The 22,734-nt window shown below is 33.3% G+C and carries 23 protein-coding genes and 1 pseudogene; 18 read left to right on the top strand and 6 right to left on the bottom strand.

The window, feature by feature from the left end:
* The first annotated feature begins 221 nt into the window (after positions 1 to 221).
* The 4 genes from CQ058_RS24390 to CQ058_RS24375 are packed head-to-tail and all read left to right on the top strand — an operon-like array spanning position 222 to position 3,570.
* Positions 222 to 1,208 carry a UDP-N-acetylglucosamine 4,6-dehydratase family protein gene (locus CQ058_RS24390; RefSeq protein ID WP_002142824.1) on the top strand — a complete coding sequence of 329 codons (987 nt, stop codon included), beginning with the start codon at positions 222 to 224 and terminating at the stop codon, positions 1,206 to 1,208.
* A complete protein-coding gene (locus CQ058_RS24385; RefSeq protein ID WP_002128673.1) occupies positions 1,205 to 2,113 on the top strand; it encodes an SDR family oxidoreductase in 909 nt (302 codons plus the stop codon). The genes CQ058_RS24390 and CQ058_RS24385 overlap by 4 nt, the downstream gene beginning before the upstream one ends.
* Positions 2,113 to 2,457, top strand: coding sequence for a DUF6572 domain-containing protein (locus CQ058_RS24380; protein ID WP_170972799.1), 345 nt, complete (start codon positions 2,113 to 2,115; stop codon positions 2,455 to 2,457). The genes CQ058_RS24385 and CQ058_RS24380 overlap by 1 nt, the downstream gene beginning before the upstream one ends.
* Positions 2,458 to 2,505: 48 nt before the next feature.
* Entirely contained in the window at positions 2,506 to 3,570 is a 1,065-nt protein-coding gene (locus CQ058_RS24375; protein WP_002190459.1) for an undecaprenyldiphospho-muramoylpentapeptide beta-N-acetylglucosaminyltransferase, read from the top strand.
* A 107-nt stretch (positions 3,571 to 3,677) separates the two neighbouring features.
* On the opposite strand, the gene CQ058_RS24370 is transcribed toward CQ058_RS24375, so the two are convergent.
* On the bottom strand, positions 3,678 to 6,398 hold the full coding sequence (locus CQ058_RS24370) for a putative bifunctional diguanylate cyclase/phosphodiesterase (RefSeq protein WP_142396404.1): 2,721 nt from the start codon (positions 6,396 to 6,398) through the stop codon (positions 3,678 to 3,680).
* Positions 6,399 to 6,824: 426 nt separating this feature from the next.
* On the opposite strand from CQ058_RS24370, the gene CQ058_RS24365 reads away from it, so the two are divergent.
* The gene (locus CQ058_RS24365; RefSeq protein WP_002014647.1) at positions 6,825 to 7,214 is read left to right on the top strand and encodes a VOC family protein; all 390 of its coding nucleotides are present in this window, start codon (positions 6,825 to 6,827) and stop codon (positions 7,212 to 7,214) included.
* Positions 7,215 to 7,438: 224 nt separating this feature from the next.
* Positions 7,439 to 8,014 (top strand): histidine phosphatase family protein, encoded by a 576-nt coding sequence (locus CQ058_RS24360; protein WP_002142816.1) that lies wholly within the window; start codon positions 7,439 to 7,441, stop codon positions 8,012 to 8,014.
* 67 nt (positions 8,015 to 8,081) lie between these two features.
* Here CQ058_RS24360 and CQ058_RS24355 read toward each other — a convergent pair whose 3' ends face one another.
* Complete coding sequence (locus CQ058_RS24355; protein WP_105590019.1) at positions 8,082 to 8,726, bottom strand: YczE/YyaS/YitT family protein; 645 nt, start codon at positions 8,724 to 8,726, stop codon at positions 8,082 to 8,084.
* Positions 8,727 to 8,908: 182 nt separating this feature from the next.
* Here CQ058_RS24355 and pepT point away from each other — a divergent pair, with 182 nt between their 5' ends.
* Entirely contained in the window at positions 8,909 to 10,141 is a 1,233-nt protein-coding gene (gene pepT, locus CQ058_RS24350) for a peptidase T (RefSeq protein ID WP_002190456.1), read from the top strand.
* A 101-nt stretch (positions 10,142 to 10,242) separates the two neighbouring features.
* Complete coding sequence (locus CQ058_RS24345) at positions 10,243 to 11,307, top strand: lactonase family protein (RefSeq protein WP_002142814.1); 1,065 nt, start codon at positions 10,243 to 10,245, stop codon at positions 11,305 to 11,307.
* A 34-nt stretch (positions 11,308 to 11,341) separates the two neighbouring features.
* Here the strand turns inward: CQ058_RS24345 and CQ058_RS24340 are convergent, their stop codons facing one another.
* The 3 genes and pseudogenes from CQ058_RS24340 to CQ058_RS24330 form a co-directional block, all read right to left on the bottom strand.
* A complete protein-coding gene (locus CQ058_RS24340; RefSeq protein ID WP_002190455.1) occupies positions 11,342 to 12,253 on the bottom strand; it encodes a DNA-3-methyladenine glycosylase 2 in 912 nt (303 codons plus the stop codon).
* A gap of 2 nt (positions 12,254 to 12,255) precedes the next feature.
* Entirely contained in the window at positions 12,256 to 12,780 is a 525-nt protein-coding gene (locus tag CQ058_RS24335) for a methylated-DNA--[protein]-cysteine S-methyltransferase (RefSeq protein WP_002190454.1), read from the bottom strand.
* Positions 12,781 to 12,784: 4 nt separating this feature from the next.
* A pseudogene (locus CQ058_RS24330) lies at positions 12,785 to 13,356 on the bottom strand (bifunctional transcriptional activator/DNA repair enzyme AdaA).
* Between the two features lie 154 nt (positions 13,357 to 13,510).
* Here CQ058_RS24330 and CQ058_RS24325 point away from each other — a divergent pair.
* From CQ058_RS24325 to CQ058_RS24300, 6 genes are all read left to right on the top strand, one after another.
* Positions 13,511 to 14,269 carry an exodeoxyribonuclease III gene (locus tag CQ058_RS24325; protein ID WP_002190451.1) on the top strand — a complete coding sequence of 253 codons (759 nt, stop codon included), beginning with the start codon at positions 13,511 to 13,513 and terminating at the stop codon, positions 14,267 to 14,269.
* A gap of 303 nt (positions 14,270 to 14,572) precedes the next feature.
* Positions 14,573 to 15,538 (top strand): iron-hydroxamate ABC transporter substrate-binding protein, encoded by a 966-nt coding sequence (locus CQ058_RS24320; RefSeq protein ID WP_002014659.1) that lies wholly within the window; start codon positions 14,573 to 14,575, stop codon positions 15,536 to 15,538.
* Between the two features lie 27 nt (positions 15,539 to 15,565).
* Entirely contained in the window at positions 15,566 to 16,573 is a 1,008-nt protein-coding gene (locus CQ058_RS24315) for a FecCD family ABC transporter permease (RefSeq protein ID WP_002014660.1), read from the top strand.
* On the top strand, positions 16,566 to 17,588 hold the full coding sequence (locus CQ058_RS24310; protein ID WP_002190450.1) for a FecCD family ABC transporter permease: 1,023 nt from the start codon (positions 16,566 to 16,568) through the stop codon (positions 17,586 to 17,588). Before CQ058_RS24315 ends, CQ058_RS24310 begins: the two co-directional genes overlap by 8 nt.
* Before the next feature lie 14 nt (positions 17,589 to 17,602).
* Positions 17,603 to 18,424, top strand: a complete 822-nt coding sequence (locus CQ058_RS24305) for an ABC transporter ATP-binding protein (RefSeq protein WP_002014663.1) — start codon at positions 17,603 to 17,605, stop codon at positions 18,422 to 18,424.
* A gap of 17 nt (positions 18,425 to 18,441) precedes the next feature.
* On the top strand, positions 18,442 to 19,260 hold the full coding sequence (locus CQ058_RS24300; protein WP_002192712.1) for an alpha/beta hydrolase: 819 nt from the start codon (positions 18,442 to 18,444) through the stop codon (positions 19,258 to 19,260).
* 37 nt (positions 19,261 to 19,297) lie between these two features.
* Here CQ058_RS24300 and CQ058_RS24295 read toward each other — a convergent pair whose 3' ends face one another.
* Entirely contained in the window at positions 19,298 to 19,987 is a 690-nt protein-coding gene (locus CQ058_RS24295) for a class I SAM-dependent methyltransferase (RefSeq protein ID WP_002190445.1), read from the bottom strand.
* Between the two features lie 87 nt (positions 19,988 to 20,074).
* On the opposite strand from CQ058_RS24295, the gene CQ058_RS24290 reads away from it, so the two are divergent.
* From CQ058_RS24290 to copZ, 4 genes are all read left to right on the top strand, one after another.
* On the top strand, positions 20,075 to 21,145 hold the full coding sequence (locus CQ058_RS24290) for a helix-turn-helix transcriptional regulator (protein WP_002190444.1): 1,071 nt from the start codon (positions 20,075 to 20,077) through the stop codon (positions 21,143 to 21,145).
* 308 nt (positions 21,146 to 21,453) lie between these two features.
* Positions 21,454 to 21,681 (top strand): hypothetical protein, encoded by a 228-nt coding sequence (locus tag CQ058_RS24285; RefSeq protein ID WP_002190443.1) that lies wholly within the window; start codon positions 21,454 to 21,456, stop codon positions 21,679 to 21,681.
* Between the two features lie 292 nt (positions 21,682 to 21,973).
* Complete coding sequence (locus CQ058_RS24280; protein ID WP_002014668.1) at positions 21,974 to 22,276, top strand: metal-sensing transcriptional repressor; 303 nt, start codon at positions 21,974 to 21,976, stop codon at positions 22,274 to 22,276.
* Between the two features lie 195 nt (positions 22,277 to 22,471).
* A complete protein-coding gene (gene copZ, locus CQ058_RS24275) occupies positions 22,472 to 22,678 on the top strand; it encodes a copper chaperone CopZ (protein WP_002033654.1) in 207 nt (68 codons plus the stop codon).
* The last annotated feature ends 56 nt before the right edge of the window (positions 22,679 to 22,734 follow it).

Below are 22,734 nucleotides of genomic sequence, written 5' to 3'. Positions count from 1 at the left end.
GTTTTTTAAACCAGTAATATAGTTATCATTCAAACAGTATAAAGAAAATCTAATTGCTAAGAAGTGAAATGAAAAACAGAAACTATTAAAAAATAGTTTCTGTTTTTTTATTTTGTCAATTAAATGTAACAAACGACGATTATGATTTGAATCAATTGAAAATAATTCAATAACCTTAATAAATACAATTTGAATTGAAATGTATGGTAGGAGGAAAAGGAATGCTTAATAAAATAATTTTAATTACTGGTGGTACAGGTTCGTGGGGACACGAACTTATAAAACAACTATTAGAAAAATCACCGAAAGAAATTAGAGTTTTTTCAAGGAATGAAACGGTTCAGTTTGAAATGCAGCAACAGTTTATAAATGAAGAGAGATTGAAATTTATTATTGGAGATATTCGTGATAAAGAGCAACTAGTATATGCTTGCCAAGGTGTACATTATGTATTTCATCTTGCAGCTTTAAAGCATGTTCCAGTATGTGAATATTATCCTTATGAAGCTATAAAAACAAATATACATGGTACGCAAAATGTAATTGAAGCATCTATCCAGAATCAAGTTGAGAAAGTTATATATGTTTCAACTGATAAAGCGGCGGATCCATCAAATACGTATGGGATGACAAAAGCAATTGGTGAAAAATTAATGGTTCATGCGAATGTGCAAACGAAGAAAACAAAATTCATTTGTGTTCGTGGCGGAAATGTTTTAGGAACGAGTGGAAGTGTGGTACCGCTTTTTAAAAAGCAAATTAAGCAATCTTCAAAAGTAGGGATTACCGATGCAAATATGACTAGATTTTTCTTAACCATTGAAGATGCTGTTGGATTGTTATTTAAAGCAGCATCTGAAGGAAGAGGAGGAGAAATTTTTGTTATGAAAATGCCAGCATGTAAAATAACGGATTTAGCAAGAATATTGATTGAAGATTCAAAAAAAGAAAACGTGAAGATAAAAGAGGTAGGGATAAGACCTGGTGAAAAATTAAGTGAAATGCTTTTATCTGAGGTAGAGAGTAAAACAAGTATTAGTTTTGATCAAAATTATTTTGTGGTACTACCGACTATTCCTATAGAAGGACTTCAAGAATATTATGCTAGTTATCCGCTTGTGGATGTGAAGAGTTTTAGTTCTCAACAAGACTTACTTACAAAACATGAGGTGAAACAAATGTTAGAAAAAGGAGGGTTTTTACGATGAAAAGAAATGCGAGCCTTTTAATAACTGGTGCAAATGGCTTCACAGGACGTCATGCTTGCCAATATTTTTTAGAGCAGGGCTTTCATGTAATTCCTATGTTTCAAAATCGTTCACATAGAGAAAAAATCGAAAATGGTATTACTTGTGATTTAACAAATAAGAGTGAAGTAATGAAGGTAATTAAACAAATAAAACCAGACTATGTATTGCATTTAGCAGGAAGAAACTCAGTTAATGAGTCTTGGACAGCTTCTCTGGAATATATAGAGATTAACGTAATAGGGACTTTATATTTATTAGAAGCCATTAAGCAGGAAGCCTCGCATTGTAAAACATTAGTTATAGGATCTGCATTGCAAGCAGATAGTATGAAAAACATAAAAGTTTCAAATCCATATAGTTTAAGTAAAACTATGCAAGTCATTATTGCGGAGGCTTGGGGCGGATTAATGGATTCAAATATTATCATTGCAAAGCCCTCAAATTTAATTGGTCCAGGAGTATCGAATGGTGTTTGTTCAATTCTCGCAAAAAAAATGATAGATATAGAATCGGGTAGAAGTAAGGCGATTATTGAAGTAAACAGTTTGAAAGATAGTAGAGACTTTCTAGATGTACGTGATGCAGTTAAAGCGTATCATGTGTTATTACGTGATGGTATAAATGGAAAACAATATAATATTGGATCAGGAGTAAAACGCTCTTTATTAGATGTATTGGAACAATATAAAGGATTAACACAGTTGAATTTTACTATAAAAGAAACAGAGAATAGTGAGAGCGGCTCAAATGAAAGTTTAGTATTAGAGGATATAAAAAAGTTAGGTTGGGTTCCAGAAATCCCATTTCAGCAATCATTAAAAGATGTACTTGAGTATGCGAAGTGTAGTGACATCTGCATTTAATGAAAAATATAAAAGGATGTAAGAAATATATGAATTGTTATGAGACTATAAATAATCAAAATATGCTATCGCTTTCGATTGTTGATACGCTGGATTGGAAAGATGAAGAAGAACATGTTTTGCGCATCTATGAGGCGATAAATACATGTCGAGCATATGTGGAAAAGGTTAATCGAAAACCCAAAACAATATATACAGGAACTAGGCCTGTAATCCAAGTCTTTACTCAGTATGAATGTAGTGAGTATGGAAATGATTTTTATGAACTCATCAAAGATCTTTTGCAAGACATAGGTCTGGAGTTAAAGATTTATATAAATCATAGTAAGTTAATGTACATTTGAAAGATTACTATAAAGCTAGACTTTAAATGATAAAGGTGGATATAAGTTATGAATAAAAAGATTCTCTTTACTGGGGGCGGTACAGCCGGACACGTAATGATTAATATGGTATTGATTCCTAAATTTATGGAAAAAGGATGGGGAGTTGAGTATATTGGATCTCAAAATGGAATTGAAAAATTATTAGTTCAAAATGTTAAGTACAATAGTATTTCAACGGGGAAGCTCCGGAGATATTGGGATTGGGAGAACTTTAAAGATCCTTTTAAAATTATAAGAGGCTGCTTACAAAGTTATAAATTAATTAAGAAAATAAAGCCTGACGTTATCTTTTCGGCAGGAGGATTTGTTTCAGTTCCTGTAGTAATAGGGGCATGGTTAAATAGTGTACCTATCGTAATACGTGAACCAGATAGCACGTTAGGACTTGCAAATAAAATAGCATTACCTTTTGCTACAAAACTATGCACAACATTCCCTCATACAGGGAAGAATGTAAGTAATGAGAAAAAGGTTTATGTAGGACCAATTGTAAGGGAAGAAATTGAGAGAGGTAACGTATTACGAGGAAGAAGGTATTGTGAATTTCAGCAAGATAAACCGGTATTGTTAATAATGGGTGGGAGTCAAGGTGCTAAGTGGATAAATGATATGGTAAGGAAAAGTTTAGATACATTATTATTAAGTTTTAATATTGTTCATATGTGTGGTAAAGGGAAGGTGGATCCTTCTATCGGAATGGAAGGTTATATGCAATTTGAATATATAGGGGAAGAGTTGCCACATATACTGAATATGGCAAGTGTTGTAGTTTCCAGGGCTGGTTCTACTGCTATTTCTGAATTGTTATTTTTGAAGAAACCGATGTTGCTTATTCCGTTAACTAATGGTTCCAGTAGAGGGGATCAAGTTTTAAATGCTGACTATTTTTCTAGGCAAGGATATGCGGAAGTATTACTTCAAGATAGAATAAGCACCAGTACATTTACAGATGTGGTAAATAAGTTGTATGTAAATAAGGAGAGATATATTCAAAACATGAATGGATTTAAGAAAACAAATGAGGAGGGAATTCATCAATTAATAGATTTAATAAATGAAGTAGTTAAATAATAAAAAAAGGAAAGAAATTATTTTCTTTCCTTTTTACTATAGTTGTTCAAATTCATTATTACCTATAACGATTAAATTCCGTATAGAGTTATATGCATTTTGATTTACTATGGACGAATACCGTTTTCTAACAGCTTAGTAAATGCATTGGCATAAATAGGTTTACTGTAATAGTAACCTTGAATAAACTGACATTTATTTTTTTGAAGGAAATTTACGTGTTCTTTCGTTTCTACGCCTTCAGCAATGACAGACATTCCTAATGTATTTGCTAATGTGATGATTGTTTTAATGATTTCCATTCCATCTTCACACGTTTCAGACATTGTAATAAATTCTCTTGGGATTTTTAACGTATCGATTGGATATAAAGGTAAGTAGGCTAGGGAAGAATAGCCTGTACCAAAGTCGTCGATTGAAATGTGAATCCCTAAACTTTTTAGTGTACGCAGTTTTATCAATGTTTCTCTCTCATCCATCATTGCAATTCGTTCTGTTAATTCTAGATCAAGGGAACTTGCTGGTAAGCCTGTAGTTGCTAAAGTAGAAGAAATAGATTTTACAAAGCCTTCTTGTTCAAATTCTTTAGCAGATAAATTTACCCCTATTTTTAAATGCGAATATCCGAGTGCGCGCCAACGTTTCATTTGCTCACAAGCCTGCTGTAATGTCCATTTTCCTATTGGAATAATTTGTAGTGTTTCTTCTGCAATCGGAATAAACTCGTATGGAGAAATAACACCTAATTCAGGATGATTCCACCTGATTAAAGCTTCTGCACCGATAATTTTATTAGATTCACTATCAACTTGAGGTTGATACAAAAGGAACAATTCTTCATTTTGTATTGCGTTTGGTAAATCTTTTTCTAATCGTAATCGTCTTTCGATTTTTTTAGCGATTACATCGTCATGAATAGAGACAGAGTTAAGCTCTTTTGCCTTTGCATTATACATTGCAACATTAGCGTTTTTCAGAAGTGTAGCGGTATCGATTCCGGAATGTGGATAAATGGAGATACCGATACTCAGTGATAAAGTTAATTTATGCTCATGTATGACAAACGGCTTTTCCATGCTTTCAAATAATTGGTTACATAACTCGAATAAGGAATCTTCGTCAGTATAGTTTTCAATTAAGATTGTAAACTCATCACCACCGATTCTTGACAGATGAGTATGTGATGGAAGACATGATTGGAAACGTTTTGCTACTTCTTCTAATATGTAATCACCTGACGAATGTCCAAGTGTATCGTTAATTACTTTAAAGCGATCTAAATCTAAATATAATAATGCAAACTCACTTTGTGTTGTTTGAGCATTTTTTATAAATTTTCTTAACTTCCTATGGAAAAAGGATCGGTTCCCAATTTTCGTTACAGTATCGTGGAATGCTAAATATTTTATTTCTTCTTGTTGTTTTTTTAGTGCGGTAATATCCTTTACCATAATATAGCTTCCTGAAATTTGTCCATCTATCATAATAGGAACGATGGTAACGTATAAAAAATAAGTAAAGCCATCTTTATATTGAGAACTAAGTTGTAAGGATGCTGATTCTTGTTGTTTAACTTTTTCTAATGCAGATATCAGTTTATGTTTATCTGCATCTAAAATAATAGAAAAACATGTCTCACCAAGTAACTCGTTCGTTGGTGCTCCAAGTAGTATGCTTCCTGCTTTATTTACATTTAAGAATATTCCATTTAAATCAATCGTAAAAATGGGATCAGGATGATATTCATATAATGATTTGAATTTTTGTTGTTTCTGAGATAGGGCCTCTGATTTATGGACTAAATCAGAAGTTCTTAAAGTAACTTTTTCTTCTAGTTGAGCATTAAATACTTGTAAACGTTTTGTTAGGGTGTCGTTTTGCATACGCACAATAGAATGGCGAATAAGTACGAAAACAAAAGCGATACAATTTCCTGTAATGAGAGTTGAAGACGATGTTTGTTCTTTTAATGTAAACCCGATTAGTATTGCAACAGCAAGATAGGGAAATACGACTAATACTTTTTTTCCTAGTATAGGGTTTACAATGAAATAATTTTTATGGCTATTATCATCTTCTGAAATAGACCCAGCTATTGCGATAAGCAATATAGGTATTCTATATAAAAGACGTAAAAATGTTATAGTGTCAGTTGATAAATGGGTATTTAAGTAAAAATAAATATAGTTAAAAGTTGCAGAACTAATCAATACAAAAATAAAGATATAAATTTTCCGCTTGGACTTAAAAATTGTTGGGCGGAAAAAGAGACTAACACCTAGTAGAAGAAATAATAGATCTGCAATTGGATATAGAAATGAAAGGAAAATATCTCCGAGTGAAAGTGAGAATATATTTAAATTTGGCTGATTAAATAAATACCATTCTAATGTGAATATGGAAGTAAGTACTATACATATATCACAAATAAAGAAAGCTCTTTCCCATTTATTGCATTCTTTTAAGATCTTATAGCAAAAAGCGATAAGGCAGAAGAATAGAAAAAACATGTAAAATACATCAGAAATAGTAAAATGATGTATTGGAAGTTCGAAAAAGGTATCTTGATACGTATATACTACTTTTCCTAATAAAAAACTACCAATTGCAATTGTAATACATATCCAAAAAGGATTTGAACTAACTTTTTTAGAGTATATAGAGTAAATTAGCGATATAAATGTAATGACTTCAACGATGAGTGAAGCGAAGCGTACATTGAAATTTGAAAAATTAGTAGGGAACAGAAAGAAAAACATAAAATAGATTGAATAGCATATTAATGTTGTGATTAATATACATAGCTGTAAATTTTTATTTAATTTCAAAAAAATCACCTTCTTTAAGTATGTACTATATTCGTAATATCTATACGTAATAATATTACTTAAGGATTGTATCAGATTTCCTTATAAAAAGCATGCTTATAAGGAAAAAAACAAGAGTGCAATAATTCTTGAAAATGAAAAAACACTATATTTAATGATTTTTAGTGTATCAAGATTTTAGATGGGAATTGTATATTTAGTCATCCAGTATATTTTAAAGGTTTTTTAGTGCTTTGCAAGTGGAGATGCAAATTTGCATATAAAATGATGGGATTTTCTTTCTAGGTGAGTTTTTGATTGTTATAGGCTAGTAAGTAACACCTTTGTATGTATCTATTTTCATACTAATGAGGGATTTCAAAAATGTTTTAAGAATATACAATAAAATATAGTCATTCATTACGTTTTTAGTATGGGAGGAAAAGCATGAAAAATTGGGTGAAGTTTCGAATAGCACGTCCAACAGATAAGTTTGAAGAGGTTATAGCATTCTATGAAAAAGGATTAGGTTTAAAGCGTATAGGTGAATTTTACGGTCATGAAGGGTACGATGGCGTCATGTTTGGACTACCAGATGAAGAATATCATTTAGAATTTACAAGATATATAGATGGGAGCCCATGTCCAGCTCCAACAAAAGATAACTTACTTGTATTTTACATGCGAGAAGATAGTGAAATGAAAAAAGTGAGTAAAAGGCTGCATACAATGGGGTATGGTGAAGTAGAACCAGAAAATCCGTATTGGAAAGAAAAGGGGATAACGATAGAAGATCCGGATGGTTGGAGAATTGTATTGATGAAAATAGAAGAATGAGGTGTGGCGAAACTAGAGGAGAAAGACGTTTCGAGTTTTGATAGTGTAAAAGAAAATATATATAAGCTTCCTTGAATGGGATAAAATCAAGGTGAAGCTTTTTTGTGAATTTATCTGAAGATTAACATTTGATAATTTGTTCTGGAAAGATATGAAATAAGAACGTATATTCTTATGGGTTGATAGTCATGTCTTTAAAGAGGGATATAGAAAAGGGAGGAATTATGAATACATATATCTATATGGTTAGGCATGGTGAATCGCCAAAATTAGAAGGAAATGAAAGAACACGTGGATTAACTGAGAAGGGAATTTTAGATGCTCAAAGAATAACTGAGATATTAGAAACAGAGGGAATTAATACTTTCATTTCAAGTCCGTATAAGAGGGCTATGTTAACGATAGAAGAGTCAGCGAATCTCCATGAAAAAGAAATGTTAGTATATGAAGATCTTAAAGAGTGTAAGTTTTCAAATGAAAATAAAATTATATCGGATAAGGAAGTGTACCCACTTGTAAAGGAGATGTTTTTTAATCCAGAATATGCACTGACAGATGGAGAGTCATATGCGGATTGTCAGCGAAGAGTAGTGAGAGTGTTAAAAGAAATATTAATGAATTTTCAAGGACATAAAATTGTAATTGGTACACATGGGCTTGTAATGACACTAATGATGAACTATTTTGATAATCAATATGGACTTGAATTTTTAATGAATACATCCAAACCGGATATATATAAGCTAGAATTTAAAGAAGAGCAATTAATGAATGTAGAGAGATTATGGAGAGAAGAATGAAATGGGGTATATGGAGTGTGTTTTAAAAATTACTTTTAAAACACACTCTTTTGCATTAAGTTGAGTTTTAAATATTTTCACTAATACGTTCTTTGTTTTTGTTATTTAAAGTATGTAAGAGTTTTTGAAATACCTTAAATGAATGCTGGAATATTGGACTTTGAATTAAAGTGTATAGAAAAGTTACGATAAAAACAGGACCTCCTAGCATGAATCCAATGACTAGTACAAAGCATTCTACAATGATTCGAGCACGGCTAATAGATAACCCAGTTTTGTCAGAAATGGTAAGCATGAATCCATCGCGGGGTCCAGCACCAATGCCAGCCGCGACGTACATGCCGCCCCCAATTCCTGTAATTGCAATACCAAAAAATAAAATGAGTAAGTTTATCCATAAATAATCACTAGCGTTTGGAAGGATTTTTGATTGTAAGAAAAAGTCCATAATAGGACCGATAAGTAGTGCATTTAAAAATGTGCCCACGTTTATATATTTTCGATCTACTAGTAAAGAGATAAGAACGAGACATAATCCACATATGACACTCCAAGTACCAATTGTCCACCCAAACCGTTGGTAGAGAGCCATATTTAAAACTTCCCAAGGATGTAAACCGAGGAATTTAACTTTGACTGCGAGAGCATTTCCAAGTCCAAAAAAAATTAATCCTAGGAAAAAAAGAAAATAGCGAAAGAGAGTTAGCCTCATCTTTAAAACCTCCCAATATATAATGATGTATATTACATGTTTGAATTTCAATGTACAAATATTATGTCTTTTTATGATTTATTAAAAATGTAAATGGATATATATTTCCACAGTCAAAAAAGTTAAAATATTTCGTTATAAGGATTATAATAGAGAGAGAACTATAAAAGGAGTGAACGAATTTGAAACAAGAACTTATTGAAAGATTTACGAGATATGTAAAGATTGATACACAATCAAATGAAGAAAGTCATACAGTGCCTACAACACCAGGGCAAATTGAGTTTGGTAAGTTATTAGTGGAAGAGTTGAAAGAGATTGGGTTACCAGAAGTGACGATGGATGAAAATGGTTACGTAATGGCAACACTGCCTGCTAATACAGATAAGGATGTTCCTGTAATCGGCTTTTTAGCTCATTTAGACACAGCAACAGATTTTACAGGGAAAAACGTAAAACCACAAATTCATGAAAATTTTGATGGTAATGCGATTACGTTAAATGAAGAATTAAATGTTGTGTTAACACCTGAACAGTTCCCGGAATTACCATCATATAAAGGACATACAATTATTACAACTGATGGTACAACACTTCTTGGAGCAGATGATAAAGCTGGTCTTACAGAAATCATGGTCGCAATGAATTATTTAATACATAATCCGCAAATTAAGCATGGAAAAATAAGAGTAGCATTTACACCGGATGAAGAAATTGGCCGTGGACCATCACATTTTGATGTAGAAGCGTTTGGTGCATCGTTTGCTTATACAATGGACGGAGGTCCATTAGGTGGTTTAGAATATGAGAGTTTTAACGCTGCAAGTGCCAAATTAACTTTTAGAGGGACAAATACACATCCTGGAACAGCGAAAAACAAAATGCGTAACGCAAGTAAACTCGCTATGGAATTCGATAGACAGTTGCCAGTAGAAGAGGCGCCAGAATATACAGAGGGATATGAAGGGTTTTATCATTTACTCTCTTTAAATGGTGATGTCGAGCAAAGTAAAGCTTACTATATTATTCGAGATTTTGATCGTAATCATTTTGAAGCGCGTAAAAATAACATTAAAGATATTGTGAAAAACATGCAAGAGAAGTACGGCGAAGATGCAATCGTTTTAGAGATGAATGATCAGTATTATAATATGCTTGAAAAAATTGAACCGGTGAGAGAAATTGTTGATATTGCGTATGAGGCAATGAAAAGTTTAAATATTGAACCGAATATTCATCCAATTCGCGGTGGAACAGATGGATCGCAATTATCATATATGGGATTACCAACGCCAAATATTTTCACTGGTGGTGAAAACTATCACGGTAAATTTGAGTATGTTTCGGTAGATACTATGGAAAAAGCTGTTCAAGTAATTGTAGAAATCGCAAGACGATTTGAAGAACAAGCTTAAAAAGAGAACCAAGTAGTAATGAAGTGCTACTTGGTTCTTTTCTATAGTAAAAAATACAAAGTGAAACTTGTTACAAGACGTTTGTAAAAGGGGGAAATGTTATGAGTGAAAATCAGTTTCATGGTTATATAGGGACATATACCAAAGCAGAGAGTAAGGGGATTTATAAATTTATACTTGATACGAACATCGGAGAACTTAAAGGGATTGAATTAGCAGCTCATATAGGAAGTCCGACATATGTAACGATTAGTCATAACAACGAGTACCTTTATTCTGTTGCGAAAGATAATGGGTTAGGTGGAATTGCTAGTTTTTCTATTCATAATAAATCCGGTAATCTAAATTCGATTAGCATGCAAGTTTTAGAAGGGGCATCGCCGTGCTATGTAAGTGTGAATCGGGAGAATAGTATAGTAGTAGCAGCTAATTATCATAAAGGAACAGTAGAGTCCTATTTAGTGAAAAAGGATAATGGAAGTTTAAATGCTGCTACGGTAATTGTAGAACATAAAGGGTCAGGACCAAATAAGGAAAGGCAAGAAAAGGCACATGCTCATTATATAGATTTTACTCCTGATGAAAAATATGTAGTAGCAGTTGATTTAGGAATAGACAAGGTGATTACATATAAAGAAAGTGATGGAGAACTAATAGAAGTTACACGGTTATCTGTAAAACATGGTAGTGGTCCAAGGCATCTTATATTTCATCCAAGTGCGCAGTATGCATATGTTATGACAGAATTAAGTTCAGAGATTATTGTACTTCAATATGATGCAAAGAGTGGCAGTTTTAAAGAAAAACAATACATTTCTACATTACCTGAAGATTTTAGAAAAGATAGTTACGGAAGTGCAATTCACATTTCTTCTGATGGCAAGTTTGTTTACGCAGCAAATAGGGGACATAATAGTATCGCGGTTTTCCGAGTGAATGAGCACAATGGAGAGCTCGCTTTTATTGAAACAGTATCGACAGAAGGTGATTGGCCACGTGATTTTTCTTTAGATCCGGATGAAAAATTTTTAATTGCAGCGAATGAAAGATCTAATACTTTGACTTTATTTGCTAGGGATGAAATGACAGGGGAGCTAACGCTTGTACAGACGGACGTAAATGTTCCAGAGCCAGTATGTGTGAAGTTTTTACATGTGAAAAAATAGATAGGTTTCCCTATCTATTTTTTATTAGGAAATTTTAATATAGCACCCGCCACAAATAAAAAGTCGCGTAAGACTCCCAATTTGTCCAATTTGATGCAAATTCTTTTATTTCATTTTTAGTCGGTTTCTTTTCGGCACCTGCTATAAATTTAATTGCATTATGCAAACCAACATCATCAATTGGAAAAGCTGAAGGGAATCGTAAACAACGCATCAAAACATAGTGAGCTGTCCATGGCCCTATACCGCGAATGCTAGTTAATTGTTTTTCAGCTTGCTTCACATCTTGTATTTGTAATAGAGATTCTTTTGATAATTTACCTTCTGTAATGAGCTGCGCGACATCAATTAAGTATTCGCACTTTCTTGTAGTCATTTTTAATGTTGCGAGATCTTCTACATCTAAATTTGCTATTACTTCAGGTGATGGGAATATCCAATGTTTTCTACCGTTCCAATCTACATAATCGCCAAAATTTTCGACTAATCTTCTTTTTAGAGTATAGGCATATGTGAGGTTGATTTGTTGACCTAGAATCCCCCAGCATAGTGCTTCAAATAAATCCGGAATTCCCAAAGTACGAAGACCGTAAAATTCTTTAATGGGTTTTTGAAGGAGTGGGTCGTGTTTAGCTAATTTATAGAAGGGAGCTAAATCAGTAGTTAAATCAAACCACTCTTTTACATAGTTAGATACGGCATCGTGTGCCCATTTTTCAGAGACATATGATTCTCCTAAAAAACGTATTTGAATATTACTATCGGCATTAAAACCAATTTCAACTAATGGATTTATGTTTTGAACAGGAATGACTTTATAGATTTTATTATTTTCAATATGAAACATACATTCATTTTTAGAACGCGATAGATAGCGTAAGTTTTCTTGAAAACTAAATTCTTTTGGAACGACTAAAGACAATATTTCATTACAATCCTCTGTCATATTTACTCCTCCCGAAGCGCTTCTAATTTGAGCAATTCTTTTTTCATTTCTAAACCACCTCTAAAACCGGTAAGTTTACCATTTTTCCCAATAACGCGGTGACAAGGAATAGTGATAAGCAGAGGATTTGCCCCAACGGCAGTCCCAACTGCACGTACAGCGTTAGGTTTTTGAATTCTTTCCGCAATCTCTGAATAAGAATGTGTCTCCCCATAAGGAATTTCACGTACCGTATTCCAAACAGCTAATTGAAATGCAGTTCCGTAAACATCGATAGGAATTGTAAAGGTTTCTAGTTTGGTTTCCAAATACTCGATAAGTTCTTTTGTATATGTTTGCAGATAATCTGGATTTTGGATGAATGTATGTTGTGGCAGTTTTTTGCTAGCCCACGTATTTAGTTCTTCAAAAGTTTCATTTTGCGATCCGATGAAGCATAATCCATTTGAAGTAGCTGCAGTATGCATACGCCAATGTTTATGAATAAGCAATGTCCAATATATAGTTTTATTTTCATATGGTTTCATTATTTCATACCTCTTTTATTCCGTTCTTTTTTCGATATTCAGTAGGGGTAAATCCTGTCTTCTTTTTAAATAAAGTCGCGAAATAATCCGGATTTTCTATCCCAACATCAGTACTAATTTCCATAATGGATTGATTTGTATGTGAAAGGTATTCTGTCGCTTTTTTAATTCTGAATTGCTGTATATATTCTATTGGACTAATCCCTACAATTTTCTTGAAAGTGCGTTGTAGATGATAAGGGCTACCATGGCATATTTCTGCGAGTAAGTCGAGGGTAGCACGTCACAATAATGTTTTTGGATATATTCTTTAATTTGCTCTACCCATTCTTCATTAGGTAAAGTTAGCCCGTTTGGTTTACAACGTTTACACGGACGAAAATTTTCATGTAATGCTTGCTCTGCCTTAAGAAAAATACGTACATTGTTTTTATTCGGTATTCTCGATTTACATGATGGTCGGCAAAAAATACCGGTTGATTTTACAGCGTAAAAGAATTTGTCATCATATGTGGAGTCATTATGAATAATTGCTTGCCAATACTCATTTGTTACTGTGAACTCTTCATTATGCACAGAACATCACCTCTGGCATTAGTATAACCTGAATAAAGTACGTATGTACGTATTTACGAATGTAAGAGCAAGATTACAAAGATGAAACTATGATAGGGTATCTATTTTGTGTTAGCATGAAAATTGAAAATGCACATCAAGAGGAGGAACATAGATGAAGTTGATTTCATGGAATGTAAATGGTTTGCGAGCAGTTATTGCAAAAGGTGGATTTCTAGAATATCTAGAAAAATCTAATGCAGATATATTTTGTTTACAGGAAATTAAATTACAAAGTGGACAAATTGATTTAAATCCCGAGGGATATTATACATATTGGAATTATGCTGTGAAAAAAGGCTACTCAGGAACGGCTATTTTCACGAAAAAAGAACCGATTTCTGTTACATATGGTTTAGGGATTGAAGAGCATGATCAAGAAGGACGAGTTATTACGTTAGAATTTGATGATTTTTATATGATAACGCTGTATACACCAAATTCTAAACGAGGATTAGAACGTTTAGATTACAGAATGGAATGGGAAGATGATTTCAGGGCCTATATTAAGCGATTAGATGAAAAGAAACCAGTTATTTTTTGTGGAGATTTAAATGTTGCCCATAAAGAAGTAGATTTAAAAAATCCGAAAAGTAATCGGAAAAATCCTGGTTTTTCGGATGAAGAAAGAGAGAAATTCACATGTGTTTTAGAGGCGGGATTCATTGATACGTATCGCTATCTTTATCCTGATCAAGAAGGAGCGTACTCATGGTGGTCATACCGTATGGATGCAAGAGCGAAAAATATCGGTTGGCGTTTAGACTACTTTGTGATTTCTGAAAGGCTAAAACATAAAATTACCGATGCGAAAATTAACAGTGAAGTGATGGGATCAGACCATTGTCCAGTTGAATTACATATAAATTTCTAAAAAAAGAAGTATCTCGCTAATAATAGGCGGATACTTCTTTTTAATTCAGTTTGTTAAAATTTTTCAAATCATTCTTGAAATAATTGCATATTAAATATATACTTAGTAACGATAATCATTATCATTGAAAAAGGTTATCGATGGATGAAGTGTAAAAGAATTATAGTTTAGGGGAAGTGAATGAGAATGAGTTCCGGATAAAATTATTAATCTAATGAAATATATGTTTGGGACAAGTTTCATGTAGTTAAGTTTTCATATGAAAATAATCTATTTACAAGTTTTGAGAGGAGATATATAAAGATGAACAAGAAGTTATTTACATTAGGGATGGTTACAGTTTTAAGTGTAGGTTTAGCAGCATGTAATAGTACGGATAAAACTTCAGGGGAACAAAAGCAACAGACAAAAGCTACGGAAACAAAAAAAGATGAAAAACGAAAAATTACATATTTAGGTAAAGAATATACAGTACCAGCAAAAGTAGATAAAATTGCAACAGCTAGTTTAGAGTCAATGGAAGATGCAGCAGTACTTGGAATTAAACCAGTCGGTGCAATTACTGTAGGTGGTAAATTACCAAAGTATCTTGAAAAAGAATTAGAGGGTGCAAAATCTGTGGGTGAAAAAATGCAACCTAATTTTGAAACATTACTTCAATTAAAACCGGATGTTATTACATCTAGTACGAAATTCCCAGCAGAAACAGCTGAAAAGTTTACGAAAGTAGCTCCGACGTTCCCGGTATCACACGTTTCAACAGATTGGGAAGATAACTTAAAGTTAATGGGAGAATTAACTGGTAAAAAAGATAAAGCAGAAAAAATTATTAAAGATTACAATGCGGACGCTGAAAAAGCAAAAGCAAAATTAGGAGATAAGTTAAAAGACAAAAAAGTACTTGTAATTAGACTAAGAGCAAATGAATTATTCCTATATCCAGAAGGAGTATACTTCAACCCTGTAATTTATAAAGATCTTGGACTAACTGCTCCAGAACAACTTAAAACTGTAAAAGCACAAGAGAAAATTTCATTTGAAAAACTTGCTGAACTTAACCCAGATTATGTTTTCTTACAATATGAGGCAAGTGAAAATAAAAACCCGAAAGTGCTAGAAGAAATTGAAAGCAATCCAATTTGGCAAAGTATGAATGCTGCGAAAGAAAAGAAAGTATTTGTAAACGTTGTAGATCCAATGGCCCAAGGTGGCACAGCTTGGAGTAAAACAGCATTCTTAAAAGAAGCAGTGAAAAATTTATCTAAATAATACAATAAGTAAGGTGCGTTGAATGATATGCAGAAAACGAATGCGGTACCAGTAACCATTTTATGTATAGCACCCATATTGATTTTATTTACAGTTATACTTTCTGTTTTATATGGGGCGAAAAACATTGATGCTGAAACAGTGTGGAATGCTTTATTTCATTTTGATTCAAGCGATGTAAATCATAATATTATTATTACTTCACGTTTACCAAGGGTAGTTGCAGCTCTTTTAGTCGGAGCATTTCTAGCCATATCAGGAGCACTTATGCAGGGGATGACAAGAAACTATCTTGCATCCCCTTCTATTATGGGTGTGACGGATGGTGCAGCCTTTGTTATTACACTTTGTATGATTTTTCTTCCAGGAATGTCATCGATTGGTATGGTTTTATGTTCAATGATTGGCTCTGCACTAGGAGCCGGTATAGTGTTTGGTTTTGGCTCACTCCTTCAAAATGGCTTATCCCCAGTTAGATTAGCAATTATAGGGACAGTTATTGGAACATTTTTAAGTAGTGTATCGGCTGCAATGGCTTCATATTTCCAAATTTCTCAAAATGTTAGTTTTTGGTTTAATGCAAAGTTAGATCAAGTGGACCCTAATATCATTAAAATCACGATACCATTTGGGATAATTGGTATAATTTTAGCACTGTTAATATCAAAATCTATTACCATTCTTTCTTTAGGAGAAGAAGTTTCTATTAATCTAGGGCAGCGTACAAAACTAGTTAAAGCGATGGCAATTTTATCAGTTATTTTTTTAACAGGAACAGCAGTTGCTTTAGTGGGGAAAGTTGGTTTTGTAGGTTTAATTATTCCACACATTACGCGCTTTATAATTGGAGTAGATTATAAGTGGATTTTGCCTTGCGCAGGCGTTATTGGTGGAGTTTTCTTAGCATTATGTGACATTTTAAGTAGATTTGTAAACTATCCATTTGAAACGCCAATTGGAGTCGTTACTTCCTTAATTGGAATTCCTTTCTTCCTTTATTTAATCCGTACAAGAGGAGGAGAGAGACATGCTTAAAAGTTCAAGTCAACGTTTTGGAATGACAATGGGGATTAGTATATTTTTAATATTATGTGCTATTTATATTAGTTTAACGAATGGTACGTTTGATATTACGATTACAGATGTATTTAAAACACTCTTTAGAATAGATCCAGTACCAGACCATGATTTAGTTATTTTTGAGTTTCGCCTTCCGCGCATTGTAATTGCTGGATTAGTAGGATTAGGCCTCGGTGTTGCGGGTGCTGTAATTCAAGGGATTACGAGAAATGGATTGGCGGACCCAGGTATTTTAGGAGTGAATGCCGGAGCAGGTACAGCCATCGTAATTTTCATGTTCTTCTTTCAAGGGCAATTAAAGAGCACAGACTGGGTTTCTATTATGATGATGCCGATGTTTGGTTTAGTCGGTGGGCTAGGAGCCGCTATAATAATTTATCTGTTTTCTTGGAAAAACGGTAAGTTAGACTCGCAACGTCTTTTATTAACAGGGATTGCAATTGGATCTGGATTTGGAGCGTTTTCTATGTATTTATCGCTCAAAATGAAGTCAACTGATTTCGAGATGGCTGCAGTTTGGGTGTCTGGAAGCATATATAGTGCAAACTGGAAGTATATTGTTGCTATGTTGCCGTGGCTTATCATATTAATTCCGCTTATACAAAAGAAAGCTTATTTATTAGATTTATTTCAATTGGAAGAAACGAGTATTACAAGTCTAGGTGTTTCAGTAGAAAGAGAGAAATCTATTTTACTATTAAGTAGTATCGGACTTGTGAGCGCATGTGTTGCTGTTTCAGGAAGTATTGGTTTCATTGGACTAATGGCACCGCATATAGCGAAAAGACTTGTCGGTATTCAGCATAAGCATATAATTCCTACGTGCGGAGTAATCGGAATGTTCCTTGTAATTGCTTCAGACTTTATTGCAAAAACAGTTTTCACACCTGTAGAGTTACCAGTTGGAATCGTTATTTCTATTGTCGGTGTACCGTATTTCATATATTTACTTTATAAGGCGAAAGCGTAAGAGGAGGAATAAAAGTGAGTATTTTAAGTGCAAAAAATTTAGAGACGAGTTATGAAAAGCTTACAGTGTTTCGCGATTTAAATGTGGAAATACAAGAAGGAAAAGTAACGACAATTATAGGGCCAAACGGGTGCGGTAAATCGACATTGTTAAAAACAATGGGAAGAATCTTAAAGCAAAAGAGCGGTAAAGTATATTTGCAAGGACAGGATTTAAATACAATTCCAACGAAAGAAATTGCGAAGCAGTTAGCTTTACTTCCGCAAACTCCAATTGCACCAGGAGAGCTTAAAGTAGAAGAGTTAATTTCTTATGGACGCTATCCACATCGAAATAACGTAAATAAGTTAACTTCAAAAGATAAAGAAATGATTGATTGGGCATTAGAAATAACGAAAACTTCTGAATTTCGAACGAGACAAATTGCAAATTTATCAGGTGGTCAACGACAGAAGGTATGGCTAGCGATGGCTTTAGCACAAGAGACAGAAGTGTTGCTATTAGATGAGCCAACTACATATCTTGATATGTCTCATCAATTAGATGTATTACAAATTGTGGAGAAGTTAAATAAAGAACATAATTGTACGGTCGTTATGGTATTACATGATATTAACCATGCAGCAAGGTTTTCAGATGAAATTATTGCGATGAAGGAAGGGGAAATCGTTACAACTGGTAGCCCAGAAGAAATAATTACAAATGAAGTGTTAAAAGAAGTATTTCATATTGATGCACGTGTCATGATTGATCCGTATAATGGGTCTCCTGTTTGTTTCGGTTACGATAGCGTTGTATCTCAAGAAGAGAAAGTAGAAATATATGTAACGAGTTAAGAAGGGGGGGATATAAGATGAATACTACTATTGAAAAACAGCAGGTTATTACATTTAATACAGAACAGTGGAAAATGTATTCAAAATTAGAAGGTAAAGAATATCAAATTCATATTTCAAAGCCGAGGCAGCCAGCACCAGAGTCAGGATATCCTGTTATATACGTATTAGATGGCAATGCCTTTTTTCAAACATTCCATGAAGCGGTTAAAATACAATCAGTTAGAGCAGAGAAAACAGGTGTCTCACCAGCCATTATAGTAGGTATTGGTTATCGTATTGAAGGGGCATTTTCAGGTGAAGAAAGATGTTATGATTTTACGCCTAGCGTAATTTCAAAAGATGCGCCTTTAAAACCAGATGGCAAACCGTGGCCTAAAACAGGAGGAGCACATAACTTCTTTACTTTTATAGAAGAAGAACTGAAGCCTCAAATCGAAAATGATTTTGAGATTGATAAAGGAAAACAAACGTTATTTGGACATTCTTTAGGTGGTCTATTTGCTTTACATATACTATTCACAAACGTAAATGCCTTTCAAAATTATTTTATAAGTAGTCCATCTATTTGGTGGAATAACCAATCCGTGCTTGAAAAAGAAAAGAATCTTATAAATGAATTAAACAATGCTAAGGTTGAAACGGGAGTATTCCTTACAGTTGGGTCATTGGAACGAGAGCATATGGTTTTAGGTGCAAACGAATTATCAGAGCGCCTTCTCCAAGTAAAACACGATCAGTTTAGATTTACGTTTTATGAAGCTGAAGGGGAAAATCATGCGTCAGTTGTGCCGACTTCTTTAAGTAAAGGGTTAAGGTTTATTAGTCACCTATAGAAGAGGGAAAAGGTAAGCAATTGCTTACCTTTTTTCATTATTGTTTAAAGGCAACGTATCCATCAATTAAAAAGCTACTGAAAAAGCGAGGAATGTGAATAAATCCACATTCCTCCATGATAGCTAGTAGATTCGTTTCGGAAATAGGAAATATTTCTGTTTCAAAAGAATTTTCAAATCGGTTCCAATCTTCTAATGGAATTTGATTTTGCATCATGTGGTTGCGCCAAGCATTCAATTGTGCAGAAAACATACTTGTATGGGGTACACCATTTATTGTAGAGAGAAAGAATGGAGCACCAGGTTTTAAGCGACTACTAATTTCATTAAGAAGCTCTTTTTTCTCCTTAATAGTTGGGATGAAATGAAGAACAAGCATACAAGTAGCAGCGTCAAATAATGGATTGGTTAATAATGAATGGACAGTTCCATGTACAAAGTGAATTTGATTTTGTATGCCTTCGCTTTCAATTCTTTTTTTAGCTAGCTGTAGCATGCTTTCAGATGGATCAACACCTGTAAAAGATAAGTTGCTATTTTGTTTGCCTATTGAGAGAATTTCTTGTCCACCACCAGCACCTATAACTAGAAAATTTGGATTCATATTTTCTTTAGGGAGTGTAGTAAACAAGAAATGATTCATCATTTCATATAGGTTGTAGTAGCCTGGGATTTTACATGGAATTCTTTGTTCATATGAATTTACGGTAGTATCATTCCAATTCATTTTTAACCTCCTAAGTATGTGTGTTATAGGTTTATTATGGAATGAAATTATGAAGGGAAACAATCCCGTAAATCTGGGGGGAAGAGGATGTATGAAAAAATAACGAAAGAAATTACAATGGTAGCGAATCGTATAAGTTCTATAAGGACATTTCAAGAGTCATTTCTCCACTTAATACGTAAAGTCATTGATTTTGACGCCGCTTGTTTTACAGCTATAGACCCAATTTCTTTTTTATCTACTGGGGCATTTACGGATGAAAGTGTTGAAAAGATTCATCCACAATTGTTTATGAATGAATTTCTAGAAGATGATTTTAATAAATTTAAATATTTATCAGAACACTATCCTCATGTTGCTTCTCTTAGTATGGTGACAAATGGTGAACAAAAGAAAAGCTCTAGATACCGAAATATTTTAAAACCAGCAAGTTTTGGAGATGAATTAAGGGGCGTTTGTATGAGTAAGGGGAACTGTTTTGGGCATCTTAGTTTATTTCGAGGGAGTACAAGTCCCGCTTTTCATATAGATAATTGTAAGTATTTGGCAATGGTAGTCCCGATTGCTGGAGAGGCTTTAAAAAAGGCATTTCCTAAACCTTTTTCAGAAGAGAAGGTAATAGGGACAGGTACGATTATATTAAGTGAGGATTTTAATTTATTATATTGGAATCAAGATGGCAGCGATTGGCTCTCAAATCTTAGAAAGTATGAACAGTTAAATATAAAAGAAATATCAAGGCCAATACGTGCGGTTTGTTCGAAAGTAAAGGCTAACGAATATAATGTAGGTTGTATGAATAGAGAAGAAAAAGTTTGTATACCTTTAGCCTATGGACATTTTTTAATCATTCGGGCCAGTAAGTTAGAACGTACAAGTAGTTTTCAGGGTGGTTATGTTGTTCTATTCGAAAGAGCAAGACCGGAAGAAATCTTTCCGCTTATTACGGAAGTGTATAGTTTTACAACACGTGAGAAGCAAGTAATACGTAAAATTCTTACAGGTATGTCGACAAAGGAATTAGCCCATGAACTTTGTATATCTATATACACGGTACAAGATCATTTAAAATCCATTTTTGAAAAGACTGGGGTAAGTAGTAGAAATGAACTCGTGTGGGAAGTTTTTTCAAGATTTTGTTTTGATGTCGATGAATAAAAATAAAATAACTCTACAAAAATCACATGAAGTACGGTGGATGAGTTGTAGAATAGGGCTGAAAAAAGGTTATGGATGAAACATTCCATAACCTTTTTTTATAAGTAGAATTGTCCTTTTTGAAAGTTTTGTTTCAACTTTTCGTCTAAATAGACAAAAAGTTGTCACAATTCGGTCACAATTAGCATAAACATAAAATAGACGAAATGAACTTATTTCCAAAAAGGCTTGATTCATTCCATTCATGATTAATAGAGCTGAAAAAGCATGGATTAAAAGTTCACTATATTCTCAAGGAGGTAGATCGTATGAAAACTATTCTTGCTATCGCTGGGCTTATTTGGGTTTTATCGCATGGTATTCCAATTTATGAAGGAGAACAAATTCGCAGTGCTCTGAATAAAAATTTTAATGACTATCATATCATTGATCGGCAAGATAATGTTGTGACAGTTCGTGTAAATGACTGTTTTCATACGGTAACCGTTGAAGGAACTTCAGTAGTGAATGATACAAAAGTATGTGATCAGCAATAATTATATATAGGAGGAAAAAAGTCTCAATTTACACGTGTGAAAATTGAGACTTTTATATTTGTGGATGAATAATAAGCGGGGATGGACAATCCCTGCTTATTATTGTTTTTTTGAAAAAAAGAAAGGGTATCATATTAATTGAGACTGAGAAGCTAATGATGTGTTAAGAATAATCATAAAGCGAAAATATACTCATATGGGGTATCCTACATAGATATTTGATGATATAATTGGTATACTCATAAAAGCAATTGTTTTATTGGATGAAGAGAAACTTTAAGAAGGTGATAATATGGATCATAAGGACCATGAATCAGTAACACATAGATCAGAAAAAGAAAAAGAACAAATTATAAATAGATTAAAGAGAATTGAAGGCCAAGTCCGTGGTATTCAAAATATGATTGAAAATGATCGTTATTGCGTGGATATTTTAGTTCAAATTTCTGCGATTAATGCAGCGATGAAAAAAGTAGGAATGGGTGTCTTAAAAAATCATACGAGTCATTGTGTTTCAGGAGCTATTAAAAATGGTAATGGTGACGAAGCAATTGAAGAATTAATGACAGTATTTGAACGTTTTTCAAAAGCATAAAAGCCAAGCTAGTATTTGACTAGCTTGGCTTTTGTTTATATAGGAGAAGATATATAAATTCATAATTGGAGCAAAAAAATAAAGATTTTAGAAAAAAATAAAAATCATGATACAAAACCATTGATTACCTTAGGGGGGTATGGTAAGATGTAGTTGTGATTAATAAACAATGAATAAACAAGAGGAGGATTTTAAATGGAACAGTTAACATTAAAAGTTGAGGGTATGTCTTGTGGGCATTGTGTAAATTCTATTGAAAGTAATGTGAAAGAACTAAACGGCGTTGAACAAGTAAAAGTTCAATTAGCAGAAGGAACTGTTGAAGTTACTATCGACTCATCAGTTGTAACGTTAAAAGATATCGTTGCTGTAATTGAAGATCAAGGCTATGAAATTCAATAATAATTTTTAATATAGAAATAAATCGTACTTTATATGGAGTACGATTTATTTTGCTA

It is taken from the genome of Bacillus sp. MYb56 (genome assembly GCF_002976445.1).
GTDB lineage: Bacteria > Bacillota > Bacilli > Bacillales > Bacillaceae_G > Bacillus_A > Bacillus_A mycoides.
This window is presented reverse-complemented; position numbering and strand designations above follow the sequence as displayed.

Excerpts from the sequence above, each read along its gene's own strand:
- CQ058_RS24390 (WP_002142824.1), top strand. The coding sequence starts at position 222 with ATGCTTAATAAAATAATTTTAATTACTGGTGGTACAGGTTCGTGGGGA.
- CQ058_RS24385 (WP_002128673.1), top strand. The coding sequence starts at position 1,205 with ATGAAAAGAAATGCGAGCCTTTTAATAACTGGTGCAAATGGCTTCACA.
- CQ058_RS24380 (WP_170972799.1), top strand. The coding sequence starts at position 2,113 with ATGAAAAATATAAAAGGATGTAAGAAATATATGAATTGTTATGAGACT.
- CQ058_RS24375 (WP_002190459.1), top strand. The coding sequence starts at position 2,506 with ATGAATAAAAAGATTCTCTTTACTGGGGGCGGTACAGCCGGACACGTA.
- CQ058_RS24365 (WP_002014647.1), top strand. The coding sequence starts at position 6,825 with ATGAAAAATTGGGTGAAGTTTCGAATAGCACGTCCAACAGATAAGTTT.
- CQ058_RS24360 (WP_002142816.1), top strand. The coding sequence starts at position 7,439 with ATGAATACATATATCTATATGGTTAGGCATGGTGAATCGCCAAAATTA.
- CQ058_RS24355 (WP_105590019.1), bottom strand. The coding sequence starts at position 8,726 with ATGAGGCTAACTCTCTTTCGCTATTTTCTTTTTTTCCTAGGATTAATT.
- CQ058_RS24345 (WP_002142814.1), top strand. The coding sequence starts at position 10,243 with ATGAGTGAAAATCAGTTTCATGGTTATATAGGGACATATACCAAAGCA.
- CQ058_RS24340 (WP_002190455.1), bottom strand. The coding sequence starts at position 12,253 with ATGACAGAGGATTGTAATGAAATATTGTCTTTAGTCGTTCCAAAAGAA.
- CQ058_RS24335 (WP_002190454.1), bottom strand. The coding sequence starts at position 12,780 with ATGAAACCATATGAAAATAAAACTATATATTGGACATTGCTTATTCAT.
- CQ058_RS24325 (WP_002190451.1), top strand. The coding sequence starts at position 13,511 with ATGAAGTTGATTTCATGGAATGTAAATGGTTTGCGAGCAGTTATTGCA.
- CQ058_RS24320 (WP_002014659.1), top strand. The coding sequence starts at position 14,573 with ATGAACAAGAAGTTATTTACATTAGGGATGGTTACAGTTTTAAGTGTA.
- CQ058_RS24315 (WP_002014660.1), top strand. The coding sequence starts at position 15,566 with ATGCAGAAAACGAATGCGGTACCAGTAACCATTTTATGTATAGCACCC.
- CQ058_RS24310 (WP_002190450.1), top strand. The coding sequence starts at position 16,566 with ATGCTTAAAAGTTCAAGTCAACGTTTTGGAATGACAATGGGGATTAGT.
- CQ058_RS24300 (WP_002192712.1), top strand. The coding sequence starts at position 18,442 with ATGAATACTACTATTGAAAAACAGCAGGTTATTACATTTAATACAGAA.
- CQ058_RS24295 (WP_002190445.1), bottom strand. The coding sequence starts at position 19,987 with ATGAATTGGAATGATACTACCGTAAATTCATATGAACAAAGAATTCCA.
- CQ058_RS24290 (WP_002190444.1), top strand. The coding sequence starts at position 20,075 with ATGTATGAAAAAATAACGAAAGAAATTACAATGGTAGCGAATCGTATA.
- CQ058_RS24285 (WP_002190443.1), top strand. The coding sequence starts at position 21,454 with ATGAAAACTATTCTTGCTATCGCTGGGCTTATTTGGGTTTTATCGCAT.
- CQ058_RS24280 (WP_002014668.1), top strand. The coding sequence starts at position 21,974 with ATGGATCATAAGGACCATGAATCAGTAACACATAGATCAGAAAAAGAA.
- copZ (WP_002033654.1), top strand. The coding sequence starts at position 22,472 with ATGGAACAGTTAACATTAAAAGTTGAGGGTATGTCTTGTGGGCATTGT.